Source organism: Streptomyces mobaraensis (assembly GCF_020099395.1).
GTDB lineage: Bacteria > Actinomycetota > Actinomycetes > Streptomycetales > Streptomycetaceae > Streptomyces.
In genome coordinates, this window is record NZ_CP083590.1 from 2,902,929 (window position 1) to 2,925,685 (window position 22,757).

Genomic DNA, 22,757 nt, shown 5'->3' on the forward strand with positions numbered 1-22,757 from the left:
CCGCCCCCGATCAGCCCACCCGCTCCCGCGTCGCCGCGATCCCCGCGACGATCGCGGCCAGCCCCGCCTCGAACCCGGCGTCCGCGTCCCCGAAGAGCTCGGGCCCCGCCGCGGCGGCGAGCGGGAACTCCGCGAGCCGTTCCGCGCGTTCGGCCACATCGATGCCCTTGACGCCCCGCTCCGGATGGTCCGCCGCCGACTGCTCCTCGATGACGTATCCGATCGTGAAGCAGTACACGGTGTAGTACGCACGCGCGGCCTCTCCCGGCGTGAAGCCGGCGCCGACCAGCGACGCGAGGTACCGCTCCATCGGGACGGCGTACGACGTGTCGGTGAAGCGGGTGCCGCTGTACACCTTCGCGCCGTCGCGGTAGGTGAGCAGCACCCGCCGCAGCGCCCGGTGGCTGCCGGCCAGCGTTTCCTGCCACGTCGCGTGTGCGAATCCGCCCTCCGCCTCCTGGAGGGCGGTCATCCGGCGCAGCATCTCCGTGGCCATGGCGTCCAGCAGGTCCTGCTTGTTCTTGAAGTGCCAGTAGAGCGCGGGCGCCTGGACGTCGAGCTCCTTGCCGATGCGGCGCAGGGTCAGCCCCTCCAGGCCCACGTCGTTCAGCAGCTCCAGGGCGGTGCTCACCACTTGGTCGCGGTCCAGTCGATTTCCCACCTTGACAGTTTAACGCCGTTCAGGCCACGCTTAACAACGTTAAATTGAACGCCGTTAAGGGGGCTGCGCCATGTCCGTTACATCCACTACGCCTGTTACGCCCGGCTCCGGAGCCGTCGAGAACCCGGAGGTGCTGATCGTCGGCGCCGGACCGTCCGGCCTGGTCCTGGCCTGCGTCCTCGCCGAGCAGGGCGTCCCGTTCCGCCTGGTCGACGCCGGGGAAGGGGGGTTCGTCGGGTCGCGCGGCAAGGGGATCCAGCCGCGGACGCTGGAGCTCCTCGGGACGCTCGGCGTCGTCGACCGCTTCCTCGCGGACGGCGGCCCCGCGCCGCTGATGAGCAGCTGGCGGGACGGGGAGATGGTCGCGGAGTGGGACATGCTCACCCGGAGCGAGCCGACGCCCGACGCGCCCTACGGACAGCCGCTGCTGCTGCCGCAGTGGCGCACCCAGGAGATCCTCCGGGAACGGCTCGGCGAACTCGGCGGGACGGTCGAGTTCGCCACCCGGCTCACCGGGCTGACGCAGGACGCGGACGGCGTCACCGCACACCTGGAGACCGCGGACGGCACGACGTCCACGGTCCGCGCCTCCTGGCTCGTCGGCACGGACGGCGGCCGCAGCACCGTACGGAACCTGCTGGGCACCCCGTTCTCCGGCGAGACCGTCGACCCCACGCCGATGCTGGTCGCCGACGTCCACGTGGAGGGGCTGCCGCGCACGCACTGGCACACCTGGCCGGACCACCCCGCCGGCATGCTCGTCCTCTGCCCGCTGCACGCGACGGACGCCTTCCAGCTGGTCGCCGCCTTCCAGGACGGCGAGCCGGACCCGGCGCCGGAGGCCGTCCGGGCGCTGGTCACGGAGCGGACCGGGCTGACGGCCCGGGAGGTGGACTGGGCCTCGGTCTTCCGCGCCCGGGCGGCCATGGCGGAACGGTTCCGCGAAGGACGGGTTTTCCTCGCCGGGGACGCCGCCCACGTGCACTCCCCCGCCGGCGCCCAGGGGCTGAACACCAGCGTCCAGGACGCGTACAACCTGGGCTGGAAGCTGGGACACGTGGTGCGGCACGGCGCGCCGGACGCGCTTCTCGACTCGTACGAGGCGGAGCGGCTGCCCGTCGCGGCGGGCGTGCTCGGCCTCAGCACCCGTATCCACCGGGGCAACGGGCGCGAGGGACTGAAGCTCAGCGCGCGGCGGGGCAAAGAGGCGCACCAGCTCGACCTGCACTACCGGGAGAGCCCGCTCAGCCGCGAGGCGCGCGCCCTCCCGGCCGGGGAGGCGCCGTGCGCGGGCGACCGCGCGCCCGACGCGCCGTGCGCGACGGACTCCGGCGAACCGGTGCGCCTCTTCGACCTGTTCGGGAGCGGGCACTACACCCTGCTCGCGGTCGGACGCGCGGCGGAGGACGAGCTTCCGGCGGACGTCGCCGGGCCGCTGGTGCGGATCGCGCACCTGACGGACGTCGACGGGCACCTGGCGCGGGCCTACGGGCCGGGCCTGTTCCTGATCCGGCCCGACGGGTACATCGGGCTCGCCGCGGAGGACGCGGCGGAGGTGCGGAAGTACCTGGCGGAGGTGGTCGGGGCGTAGTGCTCGGGGGTGGCGGGGGCCGGTTGCGACCCCGCCACCGGCCTAGATCACCAGCGACAGCAGCATCACGAACCCCAGCCCCACCACCGAGATGATCGTCTCCATCACCGACCAGGTCTTGAGCGTCTGCCCGACCTCCAGGCCGAAGTACTCCTTCACCATCCAGAAACCCGCGTCGTTCACATGGCTGAAGAAGACCGAGCCGGCGCCGACGGACAGGACGAGGAGGGCGGTGTGGGTGGTGCTCATGTCGGCCGCGAGCGGCGCCACCAGCCCCGCGGCCGAGATGGTGGCCACGGTGGCGGAGCCCGTCGCGAGCCGGATGCCGACCGCGATCAGCCAGGCCAGGAGCAGGGCGGAGACGGACCAGTCCTTGGAGAAGTCGAGGATCATCCGGCCGACGCCCACGTCGATCAGCGTCTGCTTGAAGCCGCCGCCCGCGCCGACGATCAGCAGGATGCCGGCGATCGGGGCCAGGGACTTCTCGACGGTGGAGGCCAGCCGGTCGCGGCCGAAGCCGGCGGCCCGGCCGAGGGTCACCATGCCGACGAGGACGGCCGCGAGCAGCGCGATCAGCGGGGAGCCGACGACGTCCGCGACCCGCTGGACGTGGTCCTTCGGGTCGTCCACGACGACGTCGACGAGTGCCTTGACCAGCATCAGCACCACCGGCAGCAGGACGGTGGCCACGGTGACGCCGAAGCCCGGGCGGCGCTCCAGGTCCTCGGACGGGCGCTGGGGCATCAGCTTCTCGGGCGGGGGCACGTCCACCCAGCGGGCGGCGAAGCGGGAGAACAGCGGCCCGGCGATCACCGCGGTCGGCACGGCGATCAGCACGCCGAGGGCGAGGGTCACCCCGAGGTCGGCCCCGATCGCGTCGATCGCGGCCAGCGGCCCGGGGTGCGGCGGGACCATACCGTGCATCACGGAGAGGCCGGCCAGGGCCGGGATGCCGATGCGCATCAGGGAGAACCCGCCGCGCTTGGCCACCAGCAGCACCACGGGGATCAGCAGCACGATCCCCACCTCGAAGAACAGCGGCAGTCCGATGACCCCCGCGATGAGGACGACGGCCCAGGGCATCGTCCGTGCGCTCGACCTGGCCAGGATCGTGTCCACGATCTGGTCGGCGCCGCCTGAGTCGGCCAGCAGCTTGCCGAGTATCGCGCCGAGGGCGATGAGGACGCCGACCCCGGCGACCGTGGAGCCCAGACCGGCGCTGAAGCTGGCGATGGCCTTGTCCAGCGGCGCCCCGGCGGCGGCGCCGAGCACCAGCGAACCGATGGTCAGCGCCAGGAAGGCGTGGAGTCTGAGACGGGTGATGAGGAGGACGATGACGGCGATGCCGGCGAGGACGGCGATGCCCAGCTGTGCGTGGCCCGCCGAGGTGATCGGTTCGGCGGGGGCCGCGGCCAGCATCTCGACGCTGAGAGTGCTCACGGGGCTTCCTTGGGGGTGAGGGGGGCGCGGCGGGGGCCGCGGGGGTGTGGGGCCCCGCGGTGGCGGGGGCCCGGGGGCCGGGTGGGGCCGGGGCACGGGGTCGGCGGTCGGCGGTCGGCGGTCAGTGCCGGGTACCGGCGGTTCGGTCGCCGCGAGCGGCGCGGACGGCGCTTCCGCGAGTACGGCGCCGGGGGCGCCCCGCCGTCGTACCGCCACGGTCCGTTCCGGGCCGGCGGTCGACGCACGGCCACGGGCGCTTATCGTGCCCGTCCGCAGCGCCTGCCGACGCGGCCGGGCCGGCGTCTCGACGTACCGACGTCTAGACGTACCGAAGTACCGGCGCCTCGACGTACCGGGTCAGACGTGCCGCAAGGCGGCGACCGCGCGCTCGGCGATGACGGCCGCCTCCGGGGCGACGTCCACGGCGACCGCCGCCTCGTCCGCGCCCAGCGGTTCCAGCGTCGCGAACTGCGAGTCGAGCAGCCGGGTGGTCATGAAGTGGCCCTTGCGGGCGGCCATCCGGCCGGCGATCAACTCCCGGTCGCCGGTGAGGTGCAGGAACACGACGCCCGGCGCGGCGGCCCGGAGCCGGTCGCGGTACGCGCGCTTGAGCGCGGAGCAGCTGACCACTCCGCCGCGGCCCGCGCGGCCGCGTGCCCAGGCGCCGATCGCGTCGAGCCAGGGGGCCCGGTCGGCGTCGTCGAGGGGGATGCCGGACGACATCTTCGCGATGTTCGCGGGCGGGTGGAAGTCGTCGCCCTCGGCGTAGGGGACGCCCAGGGCGTCCGCCACGAGGGGGCCGACGGTGGTCTTGCCGGTACCGGCGACACCCATCACGACGACGACCCGGGGGGCCGCCGGGGGCGTGGGAGCGCCGGGCGTCCCGTCGCCGGGGGCGACTCCGCTGTCGGCGGTGGTCATGTGCACCTCACTGTCTCCGACGTCTTCCTCGGCGCCGGCTGCCGCTCCACTGAACCCGAAGAAGTACGACGTATCAAGCCTCTGTGACCCAAACGTCATACTTAATCGGGGCCGCCATGGACACGTAGGCTGATCCCATGGCCAACCATGGGCAGGGACCGCACGCACGGGTGCTGGAGTCCCTGGGACCCGCGATCACGGCGGGCGCATACCCGCCGGGGAGCGTGCTGCGCACGGACGAGCTGGAGGAGCGGTTCCAGGTCTCGCGCACGGTCGTCCGCGAGGTGATACGCGTCCTGGAGTCCATGCACCTGGTCAGCTCCCGGCGGCGGGTCGGTGTCACGGTGCTGCCGACCGAGGAGTGGAACGTCTACGACCCGCAGGTCATCCGCTGGCGGCTGGCCGGCCCGGACCGCCCCCGGCAGCTGCGGTCGCTGACCGTGCTCCGCTCGGCCGTCGAACCCGTCGCGGCCGGGCTCGCCGCCCGCCTGGCCACCCCGGAGCAGTGCGCCGAACTCACCGAGCACGCGCTCGGGATGGTCTCCACCTCACGGGGCCAGCAGCTGGACGCCTACCTGCTGCACGACATCGCGTTCCACCGCGTCGTCCTGCGCGCCTCCGGCAACGAGATGTTCGCCCGCCTCGGCGATGTCGTCGCCGAGGTGCTCACCGGCCGGACGCGGCATCAGGTGATGTTCACCGACCCGGATCCGGCCGCGGTCACCCTCCACGTACAGGTGGCCGAGGCGGTCCGGCTCCACGACGCGGAGCGGGCGGAGGCGCTCACCCGGGAGATCGCGACGGGCGCGATGGCCGAGCTGGACATCCTGGCGCCGTAGCGGCTCACCCGGCGTCACTTCCCGGCGGACGCCCCGCCGCTCCACCCCGCCTTGCGGCCCAGGAACCGGACGAGCGAACGCACCGGCCGCACCAGGGCGAGCAGCAGTCCGGCGATGGGCAGGGCCAACAGCACGATCTGCAGGCAGGCCGAGACCATGCCGAGGATCTGATGGCCGGACGCGCCCGCGTTCTCCAGCAGCCAGCGCGCCTTCTGCCAGTCGGCGGCCAGGAGTTGGGGCAGGTTGAGCAGGAGGATGCCGACCTGGAGCAGGAGCACCGGGATCAGGCACAGCACCCAGCACGCGACCACGATCTGAGGCCGTCGCTTGAGGGCGCGGAGCCGCTCGTCCGCCGGGCGCCGGAGCAGCACGCGCTTGAGGATGGGCCCGATGTACGAGAAGAGGTCGGGGATGCCGACGAGGTCCGCGACGATGTAGTACCCGTCGAACCGCAGGGTGGGGAGCAGCTGCTGGATGATCTCCAGGTTGACGGCGACGATCGCGACCAGGAGCGGCTGAAACCCCGTGGCCGCGTACAGCCCCAGCAGGCCGAGGACGAACAGGGCGTTGAAGTAGACGCCGCCCAGGTCGGCCCGGATGCGCCCGGCCCGGCCGAGGCGGTAGGAGTTGGTGATGTCCGTGTAGAAGGCGGGCCAGACGAGGTAGATGCCGCAGCCCATGGCGCCGGGCCGCACCCCTCCGTACCGGCAGGCCGCGCCGTGCCCCCACTCGTGGAAGACGCAGGACGCGATGGCCAGGAATACCACGAGGAGCACGCTGCCCGGGGCGGTGAGCACCGTCTGGAGGGCGGTCACGGTCTCCGGGGACATCCACACCCATGTCTCGCCGACCACGAAGACGCAGACCGCGAGGTACACCGCCAACGGGTGGAAGAGCCAGGCGAAGAGGCCGGAGACGCACCAGGTGACGCGCTCGGGCAGCACCGCGAGCCGGAACCGGAAGGCGAGAAAGGGGTCGCTCCGGCGGGCCGGCGGTGGCGGGGAGCCGTCGCTGTAGGTGGTGAGGGCGAGGGGGGCGAGCTTCTCGTCGATGAGGTACGCGACGTGGTCGGCGGTGAACCGCCGTCCGGTCTCCCGGCTCAGCCGGTCCGCCACGCGCGCCATGACGGAGCCGCCGCCCGGGGCACCGCCCGGAGCGCCTTTCCCCATGCTCGTCGGGCCGTCCTCGTCCGGCCGTCGTTCCGCGGAGCGCTCCCCGACCTCGGCGGCGTCGCCGTGGCCGTCGCTTGAGCCGTCACGTGAGCCGCCACTTCGGCCGTCGCCGCAGGCGTCACCGCGGCCGTCCAGGGCCCGTACGACCTGGTACAGCAGGCCGGGCAGGCGCACCAGTTGCCCGTCGGGCCGGCAGACCAGCTGCGGCGGGTCGCGGTAGCCGGACCCCTCGAACTCGCCGACGAGCTCGATCCCGGGCACCAGCCGGGGCTCTCCGGCCGCCCGCCGGGCCGGGACCGGCAGCCGCCCCGGCGGGGATCCCGCGCGGCCGGCGCCCGGGACGAAGGGCAGGGTCATGGGTGCTCTCCGAAAGGGTGTCGGGCGGTGAATCCCCTGGGTTACGGATCTCCTGGGCAACGGATCCCTTGGGCAACGGCTCTCTTGGGCAACGGCTCTCTTGGCACAGCGGGGGAGGACCGAGGGCACACGGCCCTCCCCCACCAAGCGAGCGCGGCGTTCCGCTACCGGGCCCGTGACCCGGGAGGGATCAGTGGCTGGAGATGGCCGCGGGCGTGCAGGTGACGCTGGTGGTCGTGTTCTGTGACGGGAGACCGAGCGAACCGAGCAGGCCCGCGGTCTGCGGGTGGTCGAGGGACTGGCAGGACGACAGCACCGTGGTGCCGTGGTCGCTCGGGGGCGGGGCGAAGACGCCGCCGCCACCGGCCGTCGAGCTGGACGAGCTGCCGGCGGCGCTGCCGGCACCGCCGTCGCCGGGACCGAACGGGACGGCCATGATGCCCATGACCGTGCGCTCGGGCAGCACCTCGCCCGAGACCCCTGCGAGCTCCTCGAAGCTGATGAGGTTGTCCATTCCATTCCCTTTCTCTGGACGTGGGACGTGCTGGACGGAAAAACGTGCTGGGTGCCCTGGGACGTACTGGATGCCCTGGGAATGCCCTGGTGGACCGCACTCGCCGGGCCTCCGCACCCGGCCGCCGGACCGGCGGGACCGGGTACTCCATCCCCGGCCGGACGGCCTCCGGGGATGAGACCTTGGATATCTCTGAGGGGAGCGTGCAGCACCGCCGCGCCGCGCACGGTGGCGTCGCCGGCGGCGGGGTGGAGAGGTCTTCGTCTGGTCGCGTTGCAGTGCCGTGCGGTGCGCTTCCGGTGCGGCCGACAGGCGCGGTCAGTGAGTGGAGATGCCCGCAGGGATGCAGGTGATCGTGTGGCCCGGGGTGCTGGGTGCCAGACCCAGCGCCGCCAGGAGGCCGGAGCTGCCCGCGTCCTGCCGGTACTGGCAGGCGTACACGACGGTCGTACCGTGCTCGGATCTGACCAGCATGGGGTACAACGACGGATCCCCGTTCCCCGCCGGCAGGCTGGACAGCACCGTACGAGGCGGCAGTTCCTCGCCGTGGAGCCCGGCGAGCTCCTCGAAGGTCACAGCGGTTCTCATCGTCATCCCTCCCTCCGGACGGCGCCGTTCCCCATCCGGCACCCACGGGTCGCCCGGCACCGCGCCCGGCACACCCGTGGGCCTTCCTGGCCCCGCCATCCCGCAAGGAGGCTAGCGCCGGATACGCATCACGAGCACGGCATCGCTCGGCGTCTCACTCGGACGGGTTGCGTCTGGAGCTGGATTGGGCATCTACGGCATGTCGGGCGGGGAGCCGGGAAATAATGGGGACTTACAGGGAAAAATCTGTCCTGCCTGTCGCCGCGCCAAAAGAAGAAACCTTCCCCCGCAGGGGAGTTCACACCCCGACACCCCGCCGGCCGAGCCCGTCACACCACGGCCTCCCCCACGCCCCAGTCCACGGCAGGGCGCCGCTCGAACCACCGCTCACGCTCCTCCAGTTGCGCCGCGAGGGAGACGAGCAGCGGCTCGGCGCCGGCCGGCCCCAGCAGTTGCGAGCCGAGCGGCAGTCCGTTCGCCGTGAACCCGGCGGGGACGTTCACGGCGGGCCAGCCCAGGACGTTCCACGGCCAGGCGTACGGACACGCCGTGATCATCAGCGAGTTCGTCTCCCGGCCGGAGAGCCCGTCCAGCGCCCCGACGGGCAGCGGCGGCGCGGCCGTGGTCGGCGTGAGCAGCGCGTCGTAGCGGCCGAACAGCGCGTTCATCCGCCCCCGCAGAGGCGCTTCCGCCGCGCGCGCCGCGCGCAGCACGGCGCCGCCGAGCACCAGCCCGCCGCGCGCGTTGAGGTGCGTCCGCCCGTCGAGCAGCCGCCGTTCGGGCACCCGGCCCGCCCACTCGCGCACCCCCGACATGGACCGGGGCACGAACGTCAGCCCCACCGGCCCGAACCGCGGCTCTTCTGCCACCACTTCGTGCCCCAGCTCCTCCAGCCGCTCCGCGGTCCGTACGGTCGCGGCCCGCACCCGGGGGTCGAGCCGGTGCCGCACCGCGGCGAACGCCGGCCGCAGCGAGAGCGCGATCCGCAACCGCCGCGGGGCGCGCCCCAGGGCGGCGACGACGTCGACCGCCGCGGGCCGGTGCAGGTCGCCGGCGTGCGAACCGCTCGCGGCGGCCAGCAGCAGCGCCGCGTCCGCGACCGTGCGCGCCAGCACTCCGCCGCACGTCAGCCCGCGGAACGCCTCGCGCTCCGGCCACGCGGAGATGCGTCCCCGCTGCGGTTTGATCCCCACCAGGTGCGTCCAGGCGGCCGGGATGCGCACGGATCCGGCGCCGTCCGAGCCGAGGGCCGCCGGCACGATCCCGGCGGCGACGGCCGCCGCCGAGCCGCCGGACGAACCGCCGGGCGTGTACGCGGTGTTCCACGGGTTCCGCGTCACTCCGAACGCCGGCCCCTCGGTCACCGGCCACTGCCCCAGCTCGGGCGTGTTGGTCTTCCCGACGATCACGGCACCGGCGGCGCGGAGCCGGCGCACGGCCTCGCTGTCGGTCCGCTTCACCGGGAAGTCGCCGGGGCAGCCGAAGGCGGTGGGCAGGCCGGCCACGTCCATGTCGTCCTTGACGGCCACGGGCACACCGAGCAGCGCTCCCCGCTCCCCCGCCCGCAGCCGCCGGTCCGCCGCGTCGGCGTCCCGCAGGGCGTCCTCGTCCCGCACCCACCGGAAGGCGTTCAGCGTCCCGTGCGTCACGTCGATCCGCCGCAGCGCCTCCAGCGCCAACTCCCTGGCCGACACCTCCCCTTGCCCCAGCGCACGCGATAACCCCGTGACCCCATCCGACTCACAGCTCCCGAACCGCGCCACCGCAAGCCCCTTCCCCTCCGGACCGTCCCCCTCACGGTAGGCGCGCCCGTCCGGCCGGGACGAGCCCACGGGAGAGGAGAGCCGCGTCACACGGATGACGCTCCAGGGAAGCGCGCGGACCGGCAATTCCGTCGCCCGTTTCCACCCGTCTCGGTAAAGTCCCCGAAAACCGCCCGCCGCCCGATCCGGCGCGGGCCGAGAACGAAACCGGAACCAGATCCATGACCAGCCGCACCGCCCCCTTCACCACCACGCTCTGGCGCCCTGTCGGGCCCAAGGAGCTCGCCCTGCTGGAGGAGCTCGACTGGCGGGCCTGGCCGCCGCGGCTGCCGGAGCAGCCGATCTTCTATCCGGTGCTCAACGAGGACTACGCGATCAGGATCGCCCGGGACTGGAACGTCCGCCACGACGGGGCCGGTTATGTCACCCGTTTCGCGATGGACGCGGAATTCCTGACCCGATACCCCGTGCGGCAGGCAGGCGGACGCACCATTCTCGAGCTCTGGGTGCCGGCCGAGGAGCTGGACGTCTTCAATCGGCACATCGTCGGAACGATCGAGGTCGTGCATTCCTTTTCGTGACGGCTTCGCGGCGGCATAACGCCCAGGCGTCAGCGGCGGGTTGACGCGGATGGCCGGCGCGGCACGCCGGCTTCCGCTCGGCGCGGTCCCGGACTCGAACGCTTCCCTGAGGGGAACCCCCACCCGCAATTGGGGGGTTTCCCCGATATCCCCGGAGCCGCCGCTTCGGCAGCCTTGAGGGCATGACGCAACGCGCCCGTTCGGGCCTCCTGCTCGCCCTGTCCGTATCCGCCGTCGCCGCCACTCTCTCGGTCACGCCCGTGCACGCGGCCGGCTCCTCGTCACCGGAGCTCCGCTGGAGACCCTGTGCGCAGGAGGACGGTCCGGCCGGGCAGGAGTGTGCCGAGCTCTCCGTGCCGCTCGACTACGGGAAGCCGGACGGGCCGCGCACCCGGCTCGGGGTGTCCCGGGTGCTCAGCGACCGGCCGGAGGCCCGGCGGGGCACGTTGATCGTCATTCCCGGCGGGCCGGGCGGTTCGGGGACGCAGCGGCTGACCCAGAAGGGGAAGGCACTGCAGAAGGAGTTGGAAGGCGCCTACGACCTCATCGCCCTGGACCCGCGAGGGATCGGCGGGAGCGACCGCACGGGCTGCGGCCTGAGCGACGAGGACCGGGACCTCGTCAATCTCCGCCCCTGGCCCGGGCCGGGCGGCGACGTCTCGGACAGCGTGCGCCGTGCCCGTCGCATCGCCGACGCCTGCGCCCGTGACGGCGGTCCGCTGCTCCGCAGCATGAGCACGGCCAACGAGGCGCGCGACATCGACTCCTTCCGCAAGGCGCTGGGTGAGGAGAAGCTCTCCGCGTACGCATCGTCGTACGGCACGTACGTCGCCGCGCAGTACGCGCAGAAGTATCCGGACCGCACCGACCGCTGGGTGCTCGACAGCAACGGCGACCCCGATCCGAAGCGGGTGGGGCGCGGCTGGTCGGCGAATCTGTCGCCGGCCATGGAACAGCGGTTCCCCGACTTCGCCCGGTGGGCCGCCGACCCGGCCCGCGAGAAGGAAGGACCGGCGGACGGGGACGGGCTCCGCCTCGCCCGGCGCGCCGGGGACGTCCGTCCGATGGTCATCGCCCTGGCGGAACGGCTCGACCGCCACCCCAAGCCGACGACCACGCCCGGCAAGCCGCTCACCGGCAACCGGCTGCGGCAGGCACTGCAACTGGCGATGTACAGCGACCGGGCCTTCGCCGACACCGCACAGCTGATCAAGGACGCCGACGACTCACGGGCGACGCCGGTCCTGCCGGCCGCGCTGGCCGGCTCCGTGCCCGAGCACGAGGCGGCCGTGACGGTCTCGACCATATGCAACGACGTGCGGTGGCCGCGGCGTTCCATACCGGCGGCCGCCCGGGACGTGGCGGCCGACCGCGCACGGTACCCGCTCACCGGCGGCATGCCGGCCGGTGTCTTCGCGTGCGCCTTCTGGAAGTGGGCCCCCGCCGAGGAACCCACCCGGATCACCTCCGACGGACCGTCGAACATCCTGATGATCCAGAACCTGCGCGACCCGGCGACACCGTACTTCGGCGCGCTGAAGATGCGGGAGGCGCTGGGGCAGCGGGCCCGGCTCGTCTCGGTGGACGCCGGGGGCCACGGCGTGTACCTGGGCAACGGGAACGCCTGCGGGGACCGGAAGGTCACCGACTTCCTCCGCACCGGGAAGCGGCCCGGAAAGGACATGGTCTGCGCCGGCTAGCCGGCCGGCGCCCGGCCTCTCCCCTGCCGCCGCTCCCGTCAGAACAGCTGCCCCTGCCCGTCCATCGGCGGCTCCTCCGGGTCGAACAGCCGGGGCTCGGTGGCCAGGAGGGGTGCCGAGCGGCGGGAGCCCGGACAGGAGACCAGTTCGTAGGAGATTCTGCGGCCGGGCGGGTCGTGGCGGGCGTAACGGCCGCCCACGACGGCGATCTCGCGGGAGCAGACGGGGCAGGTGCGGCGGGGTGCGGACATCGGTCCAGTGTCGCAAATCCACCGGACGGGGAGGGAGCGGTCAGAAACTCTCGGTGGGCACGTGGGAACCCCAGACCTCACGGAGCGCCCCGCACACCTCGCCCACCGTGGCGCGGGCGCGCAGGGCCTCCTTCATCGGGGGGAGGACGTTCTCCGACGTGCCGGACGCCGCCTCCCGCAGCCGGGCGAGGGCGGTGTCCACCGCCCGCCGGTCGCGGGCGGCGCGCAGGGCGGCGAGGCGCTCGCACTGCCGGGCCTCGATGGCGGGGTCGACGCGGAGGGGTTCGTACGGCTCCTCCTCGTCGAGCCGGAAGCGGTTGACGCCGACGACCACGCGGTCGCCGTCGTCGGTCTCCCTGGCGATGCGGTAGGCGTTGCGTTCGATCTCGGCCTTCTGGAAGCCGCGCTCGATGGCGGCCACCGCGCCGCCCATGTCGTCGATCCGGGTCATGAGGTCGAGGACGGCCCGTTCCAGGTCGTCGGTGAGGGACTCGACGGCGTACGAGCCGGCGAACGGGTCGACCGTGGCCGTCACGTCGGTCTCGTGGGCGAGGACCTGCTGGGTGCGCAGGGCGAGGCGGGCGGCCTTGTCGGTGGGGAGGGCGATGGCCTCGTCGTAGGAGTTGGTGTGCAGGGACTGGGTGCCGCCGAGGACGGCCGCGAGGGCCTGGACGGTCACCCGGACCAGGTTCAGCTCGGGCTGCTGGGCGGTGAGTTGGACGCCGGCCGTCTGGGTGTGGAACCGCAGCGTCTGCGAGCGGGGATTGCGGGCGCCGAACCGGTCGCGCATCACACCGGCCCAGATCCGGCGGGCTGCACGGAACTTGGCGACCTCTTCGAGGAGGGTGGTGCGGGCGACGAAGAAGAAGGAGAGCCGGGGGGCGAAGTCGTCCACGTCCATACCGGCGGCGACGGCGGTGCGGACGTACTCGATGCCGTTCGTCAGCGTGAAGGCGATCTCCTGCGCGGGTGAGGCGCCGGCCTCGGCCATGTGGTAGCCGGAGATGGAGATGGTGTTCCACCGGGGGATCCCGGTGTGGCAGTAGCGGAAGATGTCGGAGGTGAGGCGCAAGGTAGGTGCGGGCGGGAAAATGTAGGTGCCCCGGGCGATGTACTCCTTGAGGACGTCGTTCTGGACGGTCCCGGTCAGCCGGTCCGCGGGGACGCCCTGTTCCTCGGCCACGATCTCGTACATGAGCAGCAGCAGGGCGGCCGGGGCGTTGATGGTCATGGAGGTGGAGACCCGGTCCAGGGGGATGCCGTCGAAGAGGACGCGCATGTCCTCGACGGAGTCCACGGCGACGCCGACCTTGCCGACCTCGCCCCGGGCCTCCGGCGCGTCGGAGTCGTGACCCATCTGGGTGGGCAGGTCGAAGGCGACGGAGAGGCCGTGGCCGCCGTGGGCGATGAGCTGCCGGTAGCGGGCGTTGGACTCGGCGGCGGTGCCGAACCCCGCGTACTGCCGCATGGTCCAGGGCCGCCCGGTGTACAGGGTGGGGTGGATGCCGCGGGTGAAGGGGTACGCGCCGGGTTCGCCGAGCCGGGCCGCGGGGTCCCAGCCTTCGAGCGCCTCGGGCCCGTAGACGGGCCGGATGCCGAGGCCCGACTCGGTGGTCCGGGTGGTTTCCGGCTCCTGTGCCATGGGCTGCCGCCTCCCGCCGTCCTCGCCTACGAGCAACCGGACTGTAGCGACGGCCGGGCGGCACTGTCAGGGGGACGCGCAGGCCGGAGAAGGGGGAGACCGGAGAGGAGGGGAGAAAGGTGGCAGGTGACGGGAGGGAGAGGAAGGGAGGAGCGCGGGCAGGGCCGGGGGGACGTACCCCGCCCGCGCTGTTGCGCGGAGCCTGCGGCATGGGGGGAACTGCGGCTTCCGCGCGGCCGATGACCAGTCGGCCCACTCCCTACAGCGCCGTGCCCCCGGAAAGCGTCACACCCGGCGTCCCGGCCGGGGAGCCGGCACCGTGGCCGGCGGGCGGCCGGGGCGCAGGGCTGGGTGACCGGGGCGCGGAGCCGGATGGCCGGGCCGGTGGGACGCCTGCCGGAGGACCACGCGCCGGGTCACCGCCGCGCACCGCCGCGCCCGGCGCCCCGGCCCTCGCCTCATCCCTTCCGGCGCGCGCTCAGCCGGCGCGGCCGCGGCTCTCCGGATCGCCCTGGCCGCCGCGGTCGTCACGGTCGTCGCGGTTGTCGTGGTCGTCGTGGTCCTCGCGGCCCCCGTGATCGCCGCGGTCGTCGTAGGCGTCGCCGGCCCGGTGAGCGCTCCCGTCGTCGCTTCCTCTGTCGTCCTCGTCGTCCCCGCCGTCCGCCTCGCCCTCCTTGTCGTCCTCGTTCTCCTCGTCGCTTCCGTCGCCGCCGCTCCCGTTGCCGTTGCCGTCACCGGCGACCTGGTCGTGGTCGTGGACGAGGCGGGTGCAGTAGGCGCGGACGGCGGACGGGCCGCCGGCCCGGCGTTCGAGGGCGTGGACGGCGTCCTCGTCCGCCTGCTCGCGCCACTTCCCCCGGGTGAGGTAGTCGCGGCAGAGGCCGAGGGCCTGTCGGGAGTCGCCGTCGGCGTCCCCCTGGTACGGGGAGGCCGTCTCCCCGTCCCGGTCGGTGCCCGCGCCCGGCCCGGCCGAGGGCCGTTCGCTCGGGCGGGGAGTGCCGTGGCCGGAGGGCGAGGGGCCGGCGGGGGGCGGGAGGAGGTGTCCGTCCGCGCCCTTCCCGTCGCGCCCTCCCTCGGCGCGGCCGCCGGCCGGGCCGTCGGACGCGGAACCGTGGGGACGCGGCCGGACGGTGTGCGGGCCGTCTCCGCCCACGGTGCCCGCCCGGTCGTCCACCGCCGCCGGATCGCGGCCGGTGGCGGTGAACGGGGTGGGCACGGCGACGACGCCGGAGAGCACGGCGATGCCGCTCAGCGCGCACGCGGCCAGGGCCGCGACCAGCACGGCCCGGGCGGGGCGGCGGTGCGGCAGGGAACGCGTCCCGTGCCGGCCGCCGCGGTCGGCGCTCCGGCCGCGCGGGCCGGTCCCGCTGCCGCGCGCGTCGTTCCGTCCGGCGCGTTCCCACCGCTCGCCCGGTTCTCCGCTCCGGTGCGGGTGGCCGGCCTCCCGGGCCGCCGAATCGTCGGTCACATGCCGCGACGACACCAACTCCCCCGCGCCCACGGACTGTTCCGAGGGCGCCGCGCGGCGCGCGGCGAGGAAGGCGGCGACGGCGGCGTCCTCGCCCGGGAGCGGGCGGTCCGGCGCCGGGGCGGGGGCGGCCAGGGCGCGGAGTGCGGCCACGGCGGCGTCCACCCGCTCGGGGTCGGGGGACGGCGTGCGGGCAGCACAGGAAGCACAGGGGCCGCACGCGGCGCAGGAGGCGAGCGCCGTTCCGTCCAACCGGTCGTCGTGCCGCAACCAGTCGTGCTCGTGGTCGTCCGCCATCACATGTCTTTCTGCGTCCGCGCGCCCAATCGCGTCACACCGCGAGAGGAACGGGAACCGGTGGATGATCCGCGCTGTCCGGGGATGCCGTCCGGTCCCGGCTGCCCTCTCACTCCGGCACCCCCTTCTCCGGCCTCTCCGGCCCCTCCGGCCTCTCCCGTCGGGTCCGTTCCGTTCATCAGTTGCGCGAGTCCGCGCAGACCGCGGTGGGCCGCCGTGCGGACGGCGCCGGGCCGTTTGCCGAGCACCTCCGCGGCGGTGGCGGCGTCAAGGCCGACGACCACGCGCAGGACCACGGCCTCCGCCTGGTCCCGCGGCAGCCGGGCGACCAGCGCGAGGACCCGTTCGGTCCCCAGGGCCTCCAGCGCCTCGCCCGCGGTGTCGGCGTCCCCGGCGCGCGCGGCGAGTTCGCTGTCGTCGCCGCCGATCACGGGCCGCCGGCCGCGCATCCGTATGTGGTCGAGGGCGCGGTTGCGGGCGATGCGGGCGGCCCAGCCCCGGAAGCGGTCGGCGTCGCCGGTGAACCGGTCGATGTCGCGGGCGATCTGGAGCCAGGTCTCGGACGCCACGTCCTCGGCGTCGGTCTCGCCGACGAGCGTGCGCACGTACCCGAGCAGGCGGGGCTGGACGGACCGGTAGACCGCGCGGAAGGCCGTCTCGTCCCCGCCCTGCGCCGCGCGTACCGCGACGGTCAGCTCAGCGTCATCCCCCTGCACACCCACATCCTGCATCACTTGCAGAACTCATGAATCAGTAATGCGCGGGTCCGCCCTCGGGCTCACTGCTGTAGGGGTTCGGCCCGGAACTCCCCGCGCCGGGCGGAGAACCGTACGGCGAACCGTTCGGCGCGCCGTACGACGGCCCGTACGAAGGACCGTACGGGCCGACCGGCGCCCCGGGCAACGGGCCCTGGCCCGGCGGCGGGTAGGGAGCGTACGGCCCGGCGGCCGGAGAGGGCCCGGGTGGCACCCCGGGCGTCCCGTACACCCCAGGAGCACCGTACGGTCCGGGAGTTGACTGCGGATGGGAGTACGGCCAGGGTCCCGCGTACGGACCGGGAGCCGCGTAAGAACCGGCGGTCGCATACGGACCGGCGGTCTCATTCGGACCGGCGGCCGCATACGGACCGACGGCCGCATACGGACCGACGGCCGCATACGGACCGACGGCCGCATACGGACCGACGGCCACGTAAGGATCGGCGGCCGCATACGCACCACCGGCCCCGGCGGACCCCTCGCACCCCAGCCCCTCCAGCGCCCGCTCCTCCTGCATCCGCGTCAACTGCCGCACCACCAGCAGCGCCAGAGCGCCCCCGACGGCACACAGCAGGTACCCGAAGGCGCTCGCCCCGGCCAGCATCCTCAGGTTGCGGACGTCGTCCTCCCAGGCGTCGAACCGTTCCAGCCGGAAGTCGCGGCGCATCTTCGCCTCGGTCAGCGCATAGCCGAAGGCGCTCGCCCCCGCGAGGGCGCCGGCCACGATCCCGCTCACCCACCACGCGTTGAGCAGCCCCTTCCGCGCGCCCTGCGGGCCGGCGGGGGCGGACGCGCGGTAGATGTCGTTGGCGATCTGCTTGGGGAACCACAGGTTGACCACCGGCGTGAACCAGGCACCCGCCGCCCAGCCGCTCCCGAAGCGGTGCGTACCGGGCGCGAGCACCTCGGCGTTGAGCCGCACCCGCCGGAACCAGGCCGCCCACAGACCGGCCGCGCCCAGCCCCAGCACGGTGGTCACCAGGGAGACCGAGCCGAAGAAGGCGTCCGCCTGGTTCGCCTTGTCCGCGGTCCCGTCGCTGAGCACGGCGCCCTCCGCCAGCACGTCGCCGAGCGCGCCGCGCTGCTGGAACCGGGCGGCGGCGAGCAGCAGCAGACCGAGCAGCGCCAGGGTCAGGACGGTGGTGAGCGAGATCCGCACCCCGCGGCGCAGGTCGATCCCCGCGATCCCCGCGAACCCCCCGATCCCGCCGAGCGGCTCGGGCCCGGACGCGCCGGCGAACGGCATTTCGCCCACAGGCGGCAGCGGAGGCACAGGAGGCAGCGGAGGCGCATGGGACGGGCGAGGCGGCGGCTCGGGCTGTCCGGCCGGCACCGCGGCCCCCTCCGGTCCCCGCTGCTCGGCGCCGCACGCCGCGCAGCGGCCGTCCGGTCCGACGGCGGTGGCACGGCATCGACCGCACGGATACATCTCTTCGTCCCCCCACGGAACGCCGGAACGGCACCGGCGGCCAGGCGCCGGTGAGTCGACTGCTCGTCGGCGCCGGCCTGACGGGCGGGGCGGCGGCCGGCGGGCCGTCGCGTGCGCACCGGGCGACGCGGCCCGCACGTTACGGGCAACGGACCGCTCCCGTCCAGAAGAGACCGGGTCCCGTCCATAAGAGGCCGGGCGCGAACGGCCGACCGGAGAGAACCGGCCACATACGGCGTCCGGAAGACACCCGGAAGACACCCGGAAGGCACCCGGCCGGGCCTCCGAGGCCCGGCCACGGGCGGTCGACGGCCCGGCCAAGGGCGGTCGACGGCCCGGACCCCCGTGCGCGGTGTGACGGAATCCGGCCGTTCGGCGCTGAGGGAAGTGCGCGCCTCACCAAGGCGCGTGGCGGGCGACGGCCGCGGCCTCTCCTGTGGGGGGTGGTGGCCCGGCCGTCCCCGCGCCCGCGCCGGCGCGCGAAGCCCGCGTCAGTCCTCCGCGGCGATGTCCTTGACCGAGACCGTCAGGTCGTTCGTCACCGTGAAGAACGGCCGCAGCCGCACCCCGTCCCGGTCCGCCGCGGGGAAGGTGTCGATCCCCTTGCGGTCCGCGAAGTCGCCGGTCAGCCGGCCGAGCCGGACGGGAGCGGCGCCCGCGCCGGGGCGTACGTACAGGTCCCACAGGTCCTGCTCCTCGCCCCTGCGCCGCCACATCGGCTCGTACGGCAGCCGGCCCGTGCCGCCCTCCAGCGGCGCGCGGACGTCGGCCACCTCGCCGTCGGCGCCGCGCAGCCGGGCGATCAGCTCGGCGCCGTCGCGGAGCTCGACGCCGTGGGCGGCGACCGTCAGGGTGACCACGCCCTCCTCGGCCGACCCCACCCGTACCTCCGTCACCTCGGCGTGCCGCTCGCGCAGCCAGCTGCGGACGGCGAGGAAGCCGTCGCTGGTCTCGTACGGGATCCAGGGCGCGACGCCGGACGGGCCGGTCTGGAGCCCCAGCCCGAGCAGGGCCTGCTGCTCGACGAGGACGGCGGACAGCCGGCGTCGCGACTTGTCGGCCTTGCGCTCGGCGTAGCTGTCCCAGCGGCCCTCGGGCAGGGTCTGCGCGGCGCGTTCGACGCGGGCCTCGGCCCAGTCGGCGCCGGGGGTCCGCCGGAGCGGGACGCGGACGGCCTCCTTGCCCTTGCTGCCGCGGTGGCGGAGCAGCAGGTGGGAGTCGTCGGCGGTGAGCTGCTCGGCGCGTACCCGGAAGACGAGGGAGCCGTCGGCGGCGACGGCGCAGCGCGCCTCGGGGTGGGCGGTCTCGGTGGGCGCGGAGACGGCGGAGGCGGCGGGGGCGGCCTGCTGCTTGCGGCCGCCGCCGAAGAGGCCGCGGAGCAGGCCGCCCTTCTTCGCGGGGGCGGTGCAGCCGGGGCGGAGTTCCTCGAAGAGCCGCTCGTAGCGCTGCGCGATGGCGTCGGGCTCGTAGCGGTGGGCGGCGGCGCGGGCGGCGGCGCCGAGCCGGGCACGGAGTCCGTCGTCGCCGGTGAGCTTGAGCAGCGCCTCCGCGTAGGCGTCGACGCTGTCGGTCTCGCTCTGCGGGGAGAGCGGGACGAGGATGCCGTCGGTGCCGTCGTTGAGGATCTCGCGGGGGCCATAGGGGCAGTCGGTGGCGATCACCGGCAGTCCGGCGTGCATGGCCTCGACGATGGTCATGCCGAAGGACTCGGCGTCGGAGGCGACGGCGGCGACGGCGCCCTTGGCCCACTCGGTCTCGATGGGCGAGCGGGCGCCCATGAGGGTGATCCGCTCGTAGAGGCCCAGGTCCTCGATCTGGCGGCGCAGCTTGGCCTTGGAGGTGCCGCGGCCGTAGATCCGGAGCTGCCAGTCGGGGCGCTCGTCGGCGATCTTCGCGAAGGCGTTGATGAGCCGGTCGTAGCGTTTGACGCCGACGAGCCGCCCGGCCGAGACGATGATCTTCGAGTTGCCGTCGGAGGGCGCGGCGGCGGGGGCGGGGACGGCGTTGGGGACGGACAGCACCTGTGCCCGGCGGTCGGCGGGCAGGGCGTCGCGGTAGTGGCCGGCGTCGGCCTCGGAGACGGTGACGAAGGCGTCGAGGGCGGCGATGGCCGGGTCCATGACGGCGTGCAGCTCGGGGACGTGGGCCTCGTGGGTGAGGTGCTCCTGGCCGAGGCGGAGGTAGCGGTCGCTGCCGTAACGGGCGAGGTAGCCGATGAGCTTGGGGCGGGTGGCGATGACGACGTCCGCGTCGGTGGCCGCGAGGTGGGCGGCGACGCGTTCGTCGGTGAGGGCGGTGGCGGCCATCCGGCCGTTGTCGATGCGCTCGTCGCGGAAGATCTCGCTGGGCCGCTGGTTGAGGGGGGCCGCGTACTCGTCGCCGTCGGTGCCTTCGCGCAGGTCGACGAGGGGGGTGAGCCGGACGCGCGGGTCGATCGTGAGCTCGGGCTCGTCCACGGGCCGGTTGACGCTGATGATGCGGACCTCGTGCCGGTCGGCGAGAGCGGTGGCGAGGTTGACGGTCGAACGGATGGTTCCGCCGATGCCGTACGCATTGTGCAGCAGGAATTCGATCTTCATCCGGGCCCTCGTTCAGTGCGATGGGCGCGCGAGCGCGCACGTCCGCCGTGGACAGCTGCGCCGCGCACCGGCCGATGCCTTCCGCTTGGACAACGACCGGACGCCGCGCATGGTTCAACCCGGAGGCTAGCCCGCTTTGCAGGTGTGTGGGGAGCGCCCACCCTCAGGGCGCTCCCAAGGCCCGGCAAACCGGTCGAAAGCCCACGCGGCGCCGGGACTTCAGCCCCCTCGGACGGCGGTGTACAGGGCCCCGAACTCCTGCCAGGACGGCTTCGGCGGGCGGGGGTCCCACAGCCGCTGGGAGACGGCGGCCAGCGGCAGCCGGATTCCGTTTGCCACCTGGTCGGGGGTCTGCGCGTCGGGGTGGTCGCACCAGACGGCGAACCGGCCGCCCGGCACCCGGCGCGGGTCCGCCGTCCCGGCCGCCACGGGCGCGGTGCCGCGCAGCACGGCCGGGGACCACTCCTTGTAGATCAGCTCGCCGGTGGGGTAGCGGAAGTCGTTCGGTTCCCCGAGCACGTAGTAGAGGTACTGGTCGTTGAGGTTGACGACCGTGCGTCCCTCGTTCAGGTATTCCTGCGGGTCCCGGGCGCCGAGCTCGCGGCCGGTCCAGTACTCGACCTCGATGGCCTGGTCGGGGGCGACGAGGCCGCCGCGGAAGAAGCCGTCGTTCCACGCCTTGGCCTTCTTGCCGAGGGACCGCACGACGGCGGCCCGGTCGTTGAGCCAGGCGGTGGCCAGGTCCTGCACCCGGCCCTGCGAGCCGTAGCGCTGCCGGGCGAGGTCGGCGAGGTGCGGGTAGGACCCCTGCGGGTCGCGGGCCATCAGCGCCCGGTACTCGTCGGCGCCCAGGTGCCAGTACGGGCCGGGGAAGAGGGGCGTGAACTCGCGCAGCAGGTCGTCCACGATCTTCGCCGCGCCCGGCAGGGAGATGTCGACGGCGCCCCGGGAGGCGGTGCCGGTGGCGTCCCTGAGCTGGAGGTCCGGGTGGGCCTTGAGGACGGCGCCGAGGTGGCCGGGCGAGTCGATCTCGGGGATGACGGTGATGTGCAGCGACGAGGCGAGGGCGACGATGCGGCGGACCTCGGCCTGGGTGAGGTGCTCCGGGGAGACGATCTCGGGGTGGCTCGCGCTCTCGATCCGGAAGCCCTGGTCGTCGGAGAAGTGCAGGCCGAGCTGGTTGAGCTTGAGGTCGGCCATCTCGCGCAGCCGGGCCTCGATCCACTCGGCGGTGAAGTGCTTGCGCGCGATGTCGAGCTGCAGGCCGCGCTGCGGCCGGTCGGGGGCGTCGGCGACGACCCCCTCGGGGAGGCCGCCGCCGGAGCGGACGGACTGGACGAGGGTGCGGGTGCCGTAGAAGGCGCCGGCCTCGTCGGGGGCGGTGATGAGGACCCTGCCGTCGCGGGTGGTCAGCTCGTAGCTCTCGGGGCCGCCGCGCTGGCCGGGGCGGAGCGCGAGTTCGACGTCGCCGGCGCGGGCCGGTCCGGGGGCGATGGTGACCTTGAGCTCACCGGCCAGCAGCCGGGCCTCGTCGGCGAGGGGCCCGTCGGGGTCGGTGACGACGCGGACGGCGGAGGAGGGCCGCCAGCCGGGGCCGCCGCGGGCGGTGAAGGAGCGGACGGCCGGGACGGTGCGCGGCATTCCGGTGACGGGTGTGACCTGGGCGGCGGAGGAGGGCGCCGCCGCCTGGGTGGAGCGGTCGTCGTCCCGGCCGGCGCTCCGGCCGGAGGACCCGGACGCCCCGCCGTCGTGGGCGCAGCCGGCGGCGGCCGGCAGGGCGGCCGCGGCGAGCAGCGCGAGGACGGCGTACGGCCGGCGGGGCGCGACACGCCTGGGCCGCCCGAAAAGGGCGACACGGGCGATACGGGTGATTCTGACAGGCAGTCCCATGGAGCAAAACCTCCCAATCGCGGAAAAGATAGTTCTTTCCGCCGCCGACAGCCTCGAATACCCGCCCGAAAACTCTCTCTTATGGGTGAATTCCGGACAGCGAACCAGGGCCATTCGGCCAACCATGGACCCCCATGCGGCTCTCGTCCACCACCGGCGACCCGTACATGCCAGTTTGATCACACCTGACTGACCCCGCGCGACCGAACCGACAAGGCGTCGCTACGATGGCCAGGGCCGGTGGACCGTACCCGGCCGGGCCCGACCGACAGTGCAGTCCTGACTGGGTTAAAAGCTGGCGGCCGCCCCCAATCCC

General features: G+C 73.9%; 18 protein-coding genes. 4 read left to right on the plus strand and 14 right to left on the minus strand.

Annotation, left to right across the window (positions count from 1 at the left end; all coding sequences use genetic code 11):
* Window positions 1-10: 10 nt before the first annotated feature.
* Window positions 11-661 (minus strand): TetR/AcrR family transcriptional regulator C-terminal domain-containing protein, encoded by a 651-nt coding sequence (locus tag K7I03_RS12270; RefSeq protein WP_185941931.1) that lies wholly within the window; start codon window positions 659-661, stop codon window positions 11-13.
* 70 nt (window positions 662-731) lie between these two features.
* Here K7I03_RS12270 and K7I03_RS12275 point away from each other — a divergent pair, with 70 nt between their 5' ends.
* Window positions 732-2,252 carry an FAD-dependent monooxygenase gene (locus tag K7I03_RS12275; protein WP_185941932.1) on the plus strand — a complete coding sequence of 507 codons (1,521 nt, stop codon included), beginning with the start codon at window positions 732-734 and terminating at the stop codon, window positions 2,250-2,252.
* A gap of 42 nt (window positions 2,253-2,294) precedes the next feature.
* Here K7I03_RS12275 and K7I03_RS12280 read toward each other — a convergent pair whose 3' ends face one another.
* Both K7I03_RS12280 and K7I03_RS12285 read right to left on the minus strand, forming a co-directional pair.
* On the minus strand, window positions 2,295-3,692 hold the full coding sequence (locus K7I03_RS12280) for a GntT/GntP/DsdX family permease (RefSeq protein ID WP_185941933.1): 1,398 nt from the start codon (window positions 3,690-3,692) through the stop codon (window positions 2,295-2,297).
* A gap of 357 nt (window positions 3,693-4,049) precedes the next feature.
* On the minus strand, window positions 4,050-4,526 hold the full coding sequence (locus tag K7I03_RS12285; RefSeq protein ID WP_185941962.1) for a gluconokinase: 477 nt from the start codon (window positions 4,524-4,526) through the stop codon (window positions 4,050-4,052).
* Between the two features lie 224 nt (window positions 4,527-4,750).
* On the opposite strand from K7I03_RS12285, the gene K7I03_RS12290 reads away from it, so the two are divergent.
* On the plus strand, window positions 4,751-5,452 hold the full coding sequence (locus tag K7I03_RS12290; protein WP_185941934.1) for a FadR/GntR family transcriptional regulator: 702 nt from the start codon (window positions 4,751-4,753) through the stop codon (window positions 5,450-5,452).
* A 14-nt stretch (window positions 5,453-5,466) separates the two neighbouring features.
* Here the strand turns inward: K7I03_RS12290 and K7I03_RS12295 are convergent, their stop codons facing one another.
* From K7I03_RS12295 to K7I03_RS12310, 4 genes are all read right to left on the minus strand, one after another.
* Window positions 5,467-6,981: a hypothetical protein gene (locus tag K7I03_RS12295; RefSeq protein WP_185941935.1), complete on the minus strand. Its 1,515-nt coding sequence runs from the start codon at window positions 6,979-6,981 to the stop codon at window positions 5,467-5,469.
* A gap of 190 nt (window positions 6,982-7,171) precedes the next feature.
* Window positions 7,172-7,495 (minus strand): hypothetical protein, encoded by a 324-nt coding sequence (locus K7I03_RS12300; protein WP_185941936.1) that lies wholly within the window; start codon window positions 7,493-7,495, stop codon window positions 7,172-7,174.
* A gap of 318 nt (window positions 7,496-7,813) precedes the next feature.
* Window positions 7,814-8,083, minus strand: coding sequence for a hypothetical protein (locus K7I03_RS12305; protein WP_185941937.1), 270 nt, complete (start codon window positions 8,081-8,083; stop codon window positions 7,814-7,816).
* A 329-nt stretch (window positions 8,084-8,412) separates the two neighbouring features.
* Window positions 8,413-9,777, minus strand: a complete 1,365-nt coding sequence (locus tag K7I03_RS12310; RefSeq protein WP_398857059.1) for an amidase — start codon at window positions 9,775-9,777, stop codon at window positions 8,413-8,415.
* 290 nt (window positions 9,778-10,067) lie between these two features.
* Between K7I03_RS12310 and K7I03_RS12315 the strand changes: the two genes are divergently transcribed.
* Window positions 10,068-10,427 (plus strand): ADP-ribosylation/crystallin J1, encoded by a 360-nt coding sequence (locus K7I03_RS12315; protein WP_185941939.1) that lies wholly within the window; start codon window positions 10,068-10,070, stop codon window positions 10,425-10,427.
* A gap of 182 nt (window positions 10,428-10,609) precedes the next feature.
* Window positions 10,610-12,127, plus strand: coding sequence for an alpha/beta hydrolase (locus tag K7I03_RS12320; protein WP_185941940.1), 1,518 nt, complete (start codon window positions 10,610-10,612; stop codon window positions 12,125-12,127).
* Between the two features lie 38 nt (window positions 12,128-12,165).
* Here the strand turns inward: K7I03_RS12320 and K7I03_RS12325 are convergent, their stop codons facing one another.
* From K7I03_RS12325 to K7I03_RS12355, 7 genes are all read right to left on the minus strand, one after another.
* Entirely contained in the window at window positions 12,166-12,378 is a 213-nt protein-coding gene (locus tag K7I03_RS12325; protein ID WP_185941941.1) for a hypothetical protein, read from the minus strand.
* 40 nt (window positions 12,379-12,418) lie between these two features.
* A complete protein-coding gene (locus K7I03_RS12330) occupies window positions 12,419-14,020 on the minus strand; it encodes an acyl-CoA mutase large subunit family protein (protein WP_185941942.1) in 1,602 nt (533 codons plus the stop codon).
* Between the two features lie 478 nt (window positions 14,021-14,498).
* Window positions 14,499-15,785 carry a hypothetical protein gene (locus tag K7I03_RS12335; protein ID WP_185941943.1) on the minus strand — a complete coding sequence of 429 codons (1,287 nt, stop codon included), beginning with the start codon at window positions 15,783-15,785 and terminating at the stop codon, window positions 14,499-14,501.
* Complete coding sequence (locus K7I03_RS12340; protein WP_185941944.1) at window positions 15,785-16,501, minus strand: RNA polymerase sigma factor; 717 nt, start codon at window positions 16,499-16,501, stop codon at window positions 15,785-15,787. The genes K7I03_RS12335 and K7I03_RS12340 overlap by 1 nt, the downstream gene beginning before the upstream one ends.
* 34 nt (window positions 16,502-16,535) lie before the next feature.
* The gene (locus K7I03_RS12345) at window positions 16,536-17,789 is read right to left on the minus strand and encodes a DUF4328 domain-containing protein (protein ID WP_224347419.1); all 1,254 of its coding nucleotides are present in this window, start codon (window positions 17,787-17,789) and stop codon (window positions 16,536-16,538) included.
* Between the two features lie 674 nt (window positions 17,790-18,463).
* Window positions 18,464-20,551 (minus strand): glycosyltransferase, encoded by a 2,088-nt coding sequence (locus K7I03_RS12350; protein WP_185941946.1) that lies wholly within the window; start codon window positions 20,549-20,551, stop codon window positions 18,464-18,466.
* 219 nt (window positions 20,552-20,770) lie between these two features.
* Window positions 20,771-22,441: a beta-N-acetylhexosaminidase gene (locus tag K7I03_RS12355; protein ID WP_185941947.1), complete on the minus strand. Its 1,671-nt coding sequence runs from the start codon at window positions 22,439-22,441 to the stop codon at window positions 20,771-20,773.
* Window positions 22,442-22,757 lie beyond the last annotated feature (316 nt).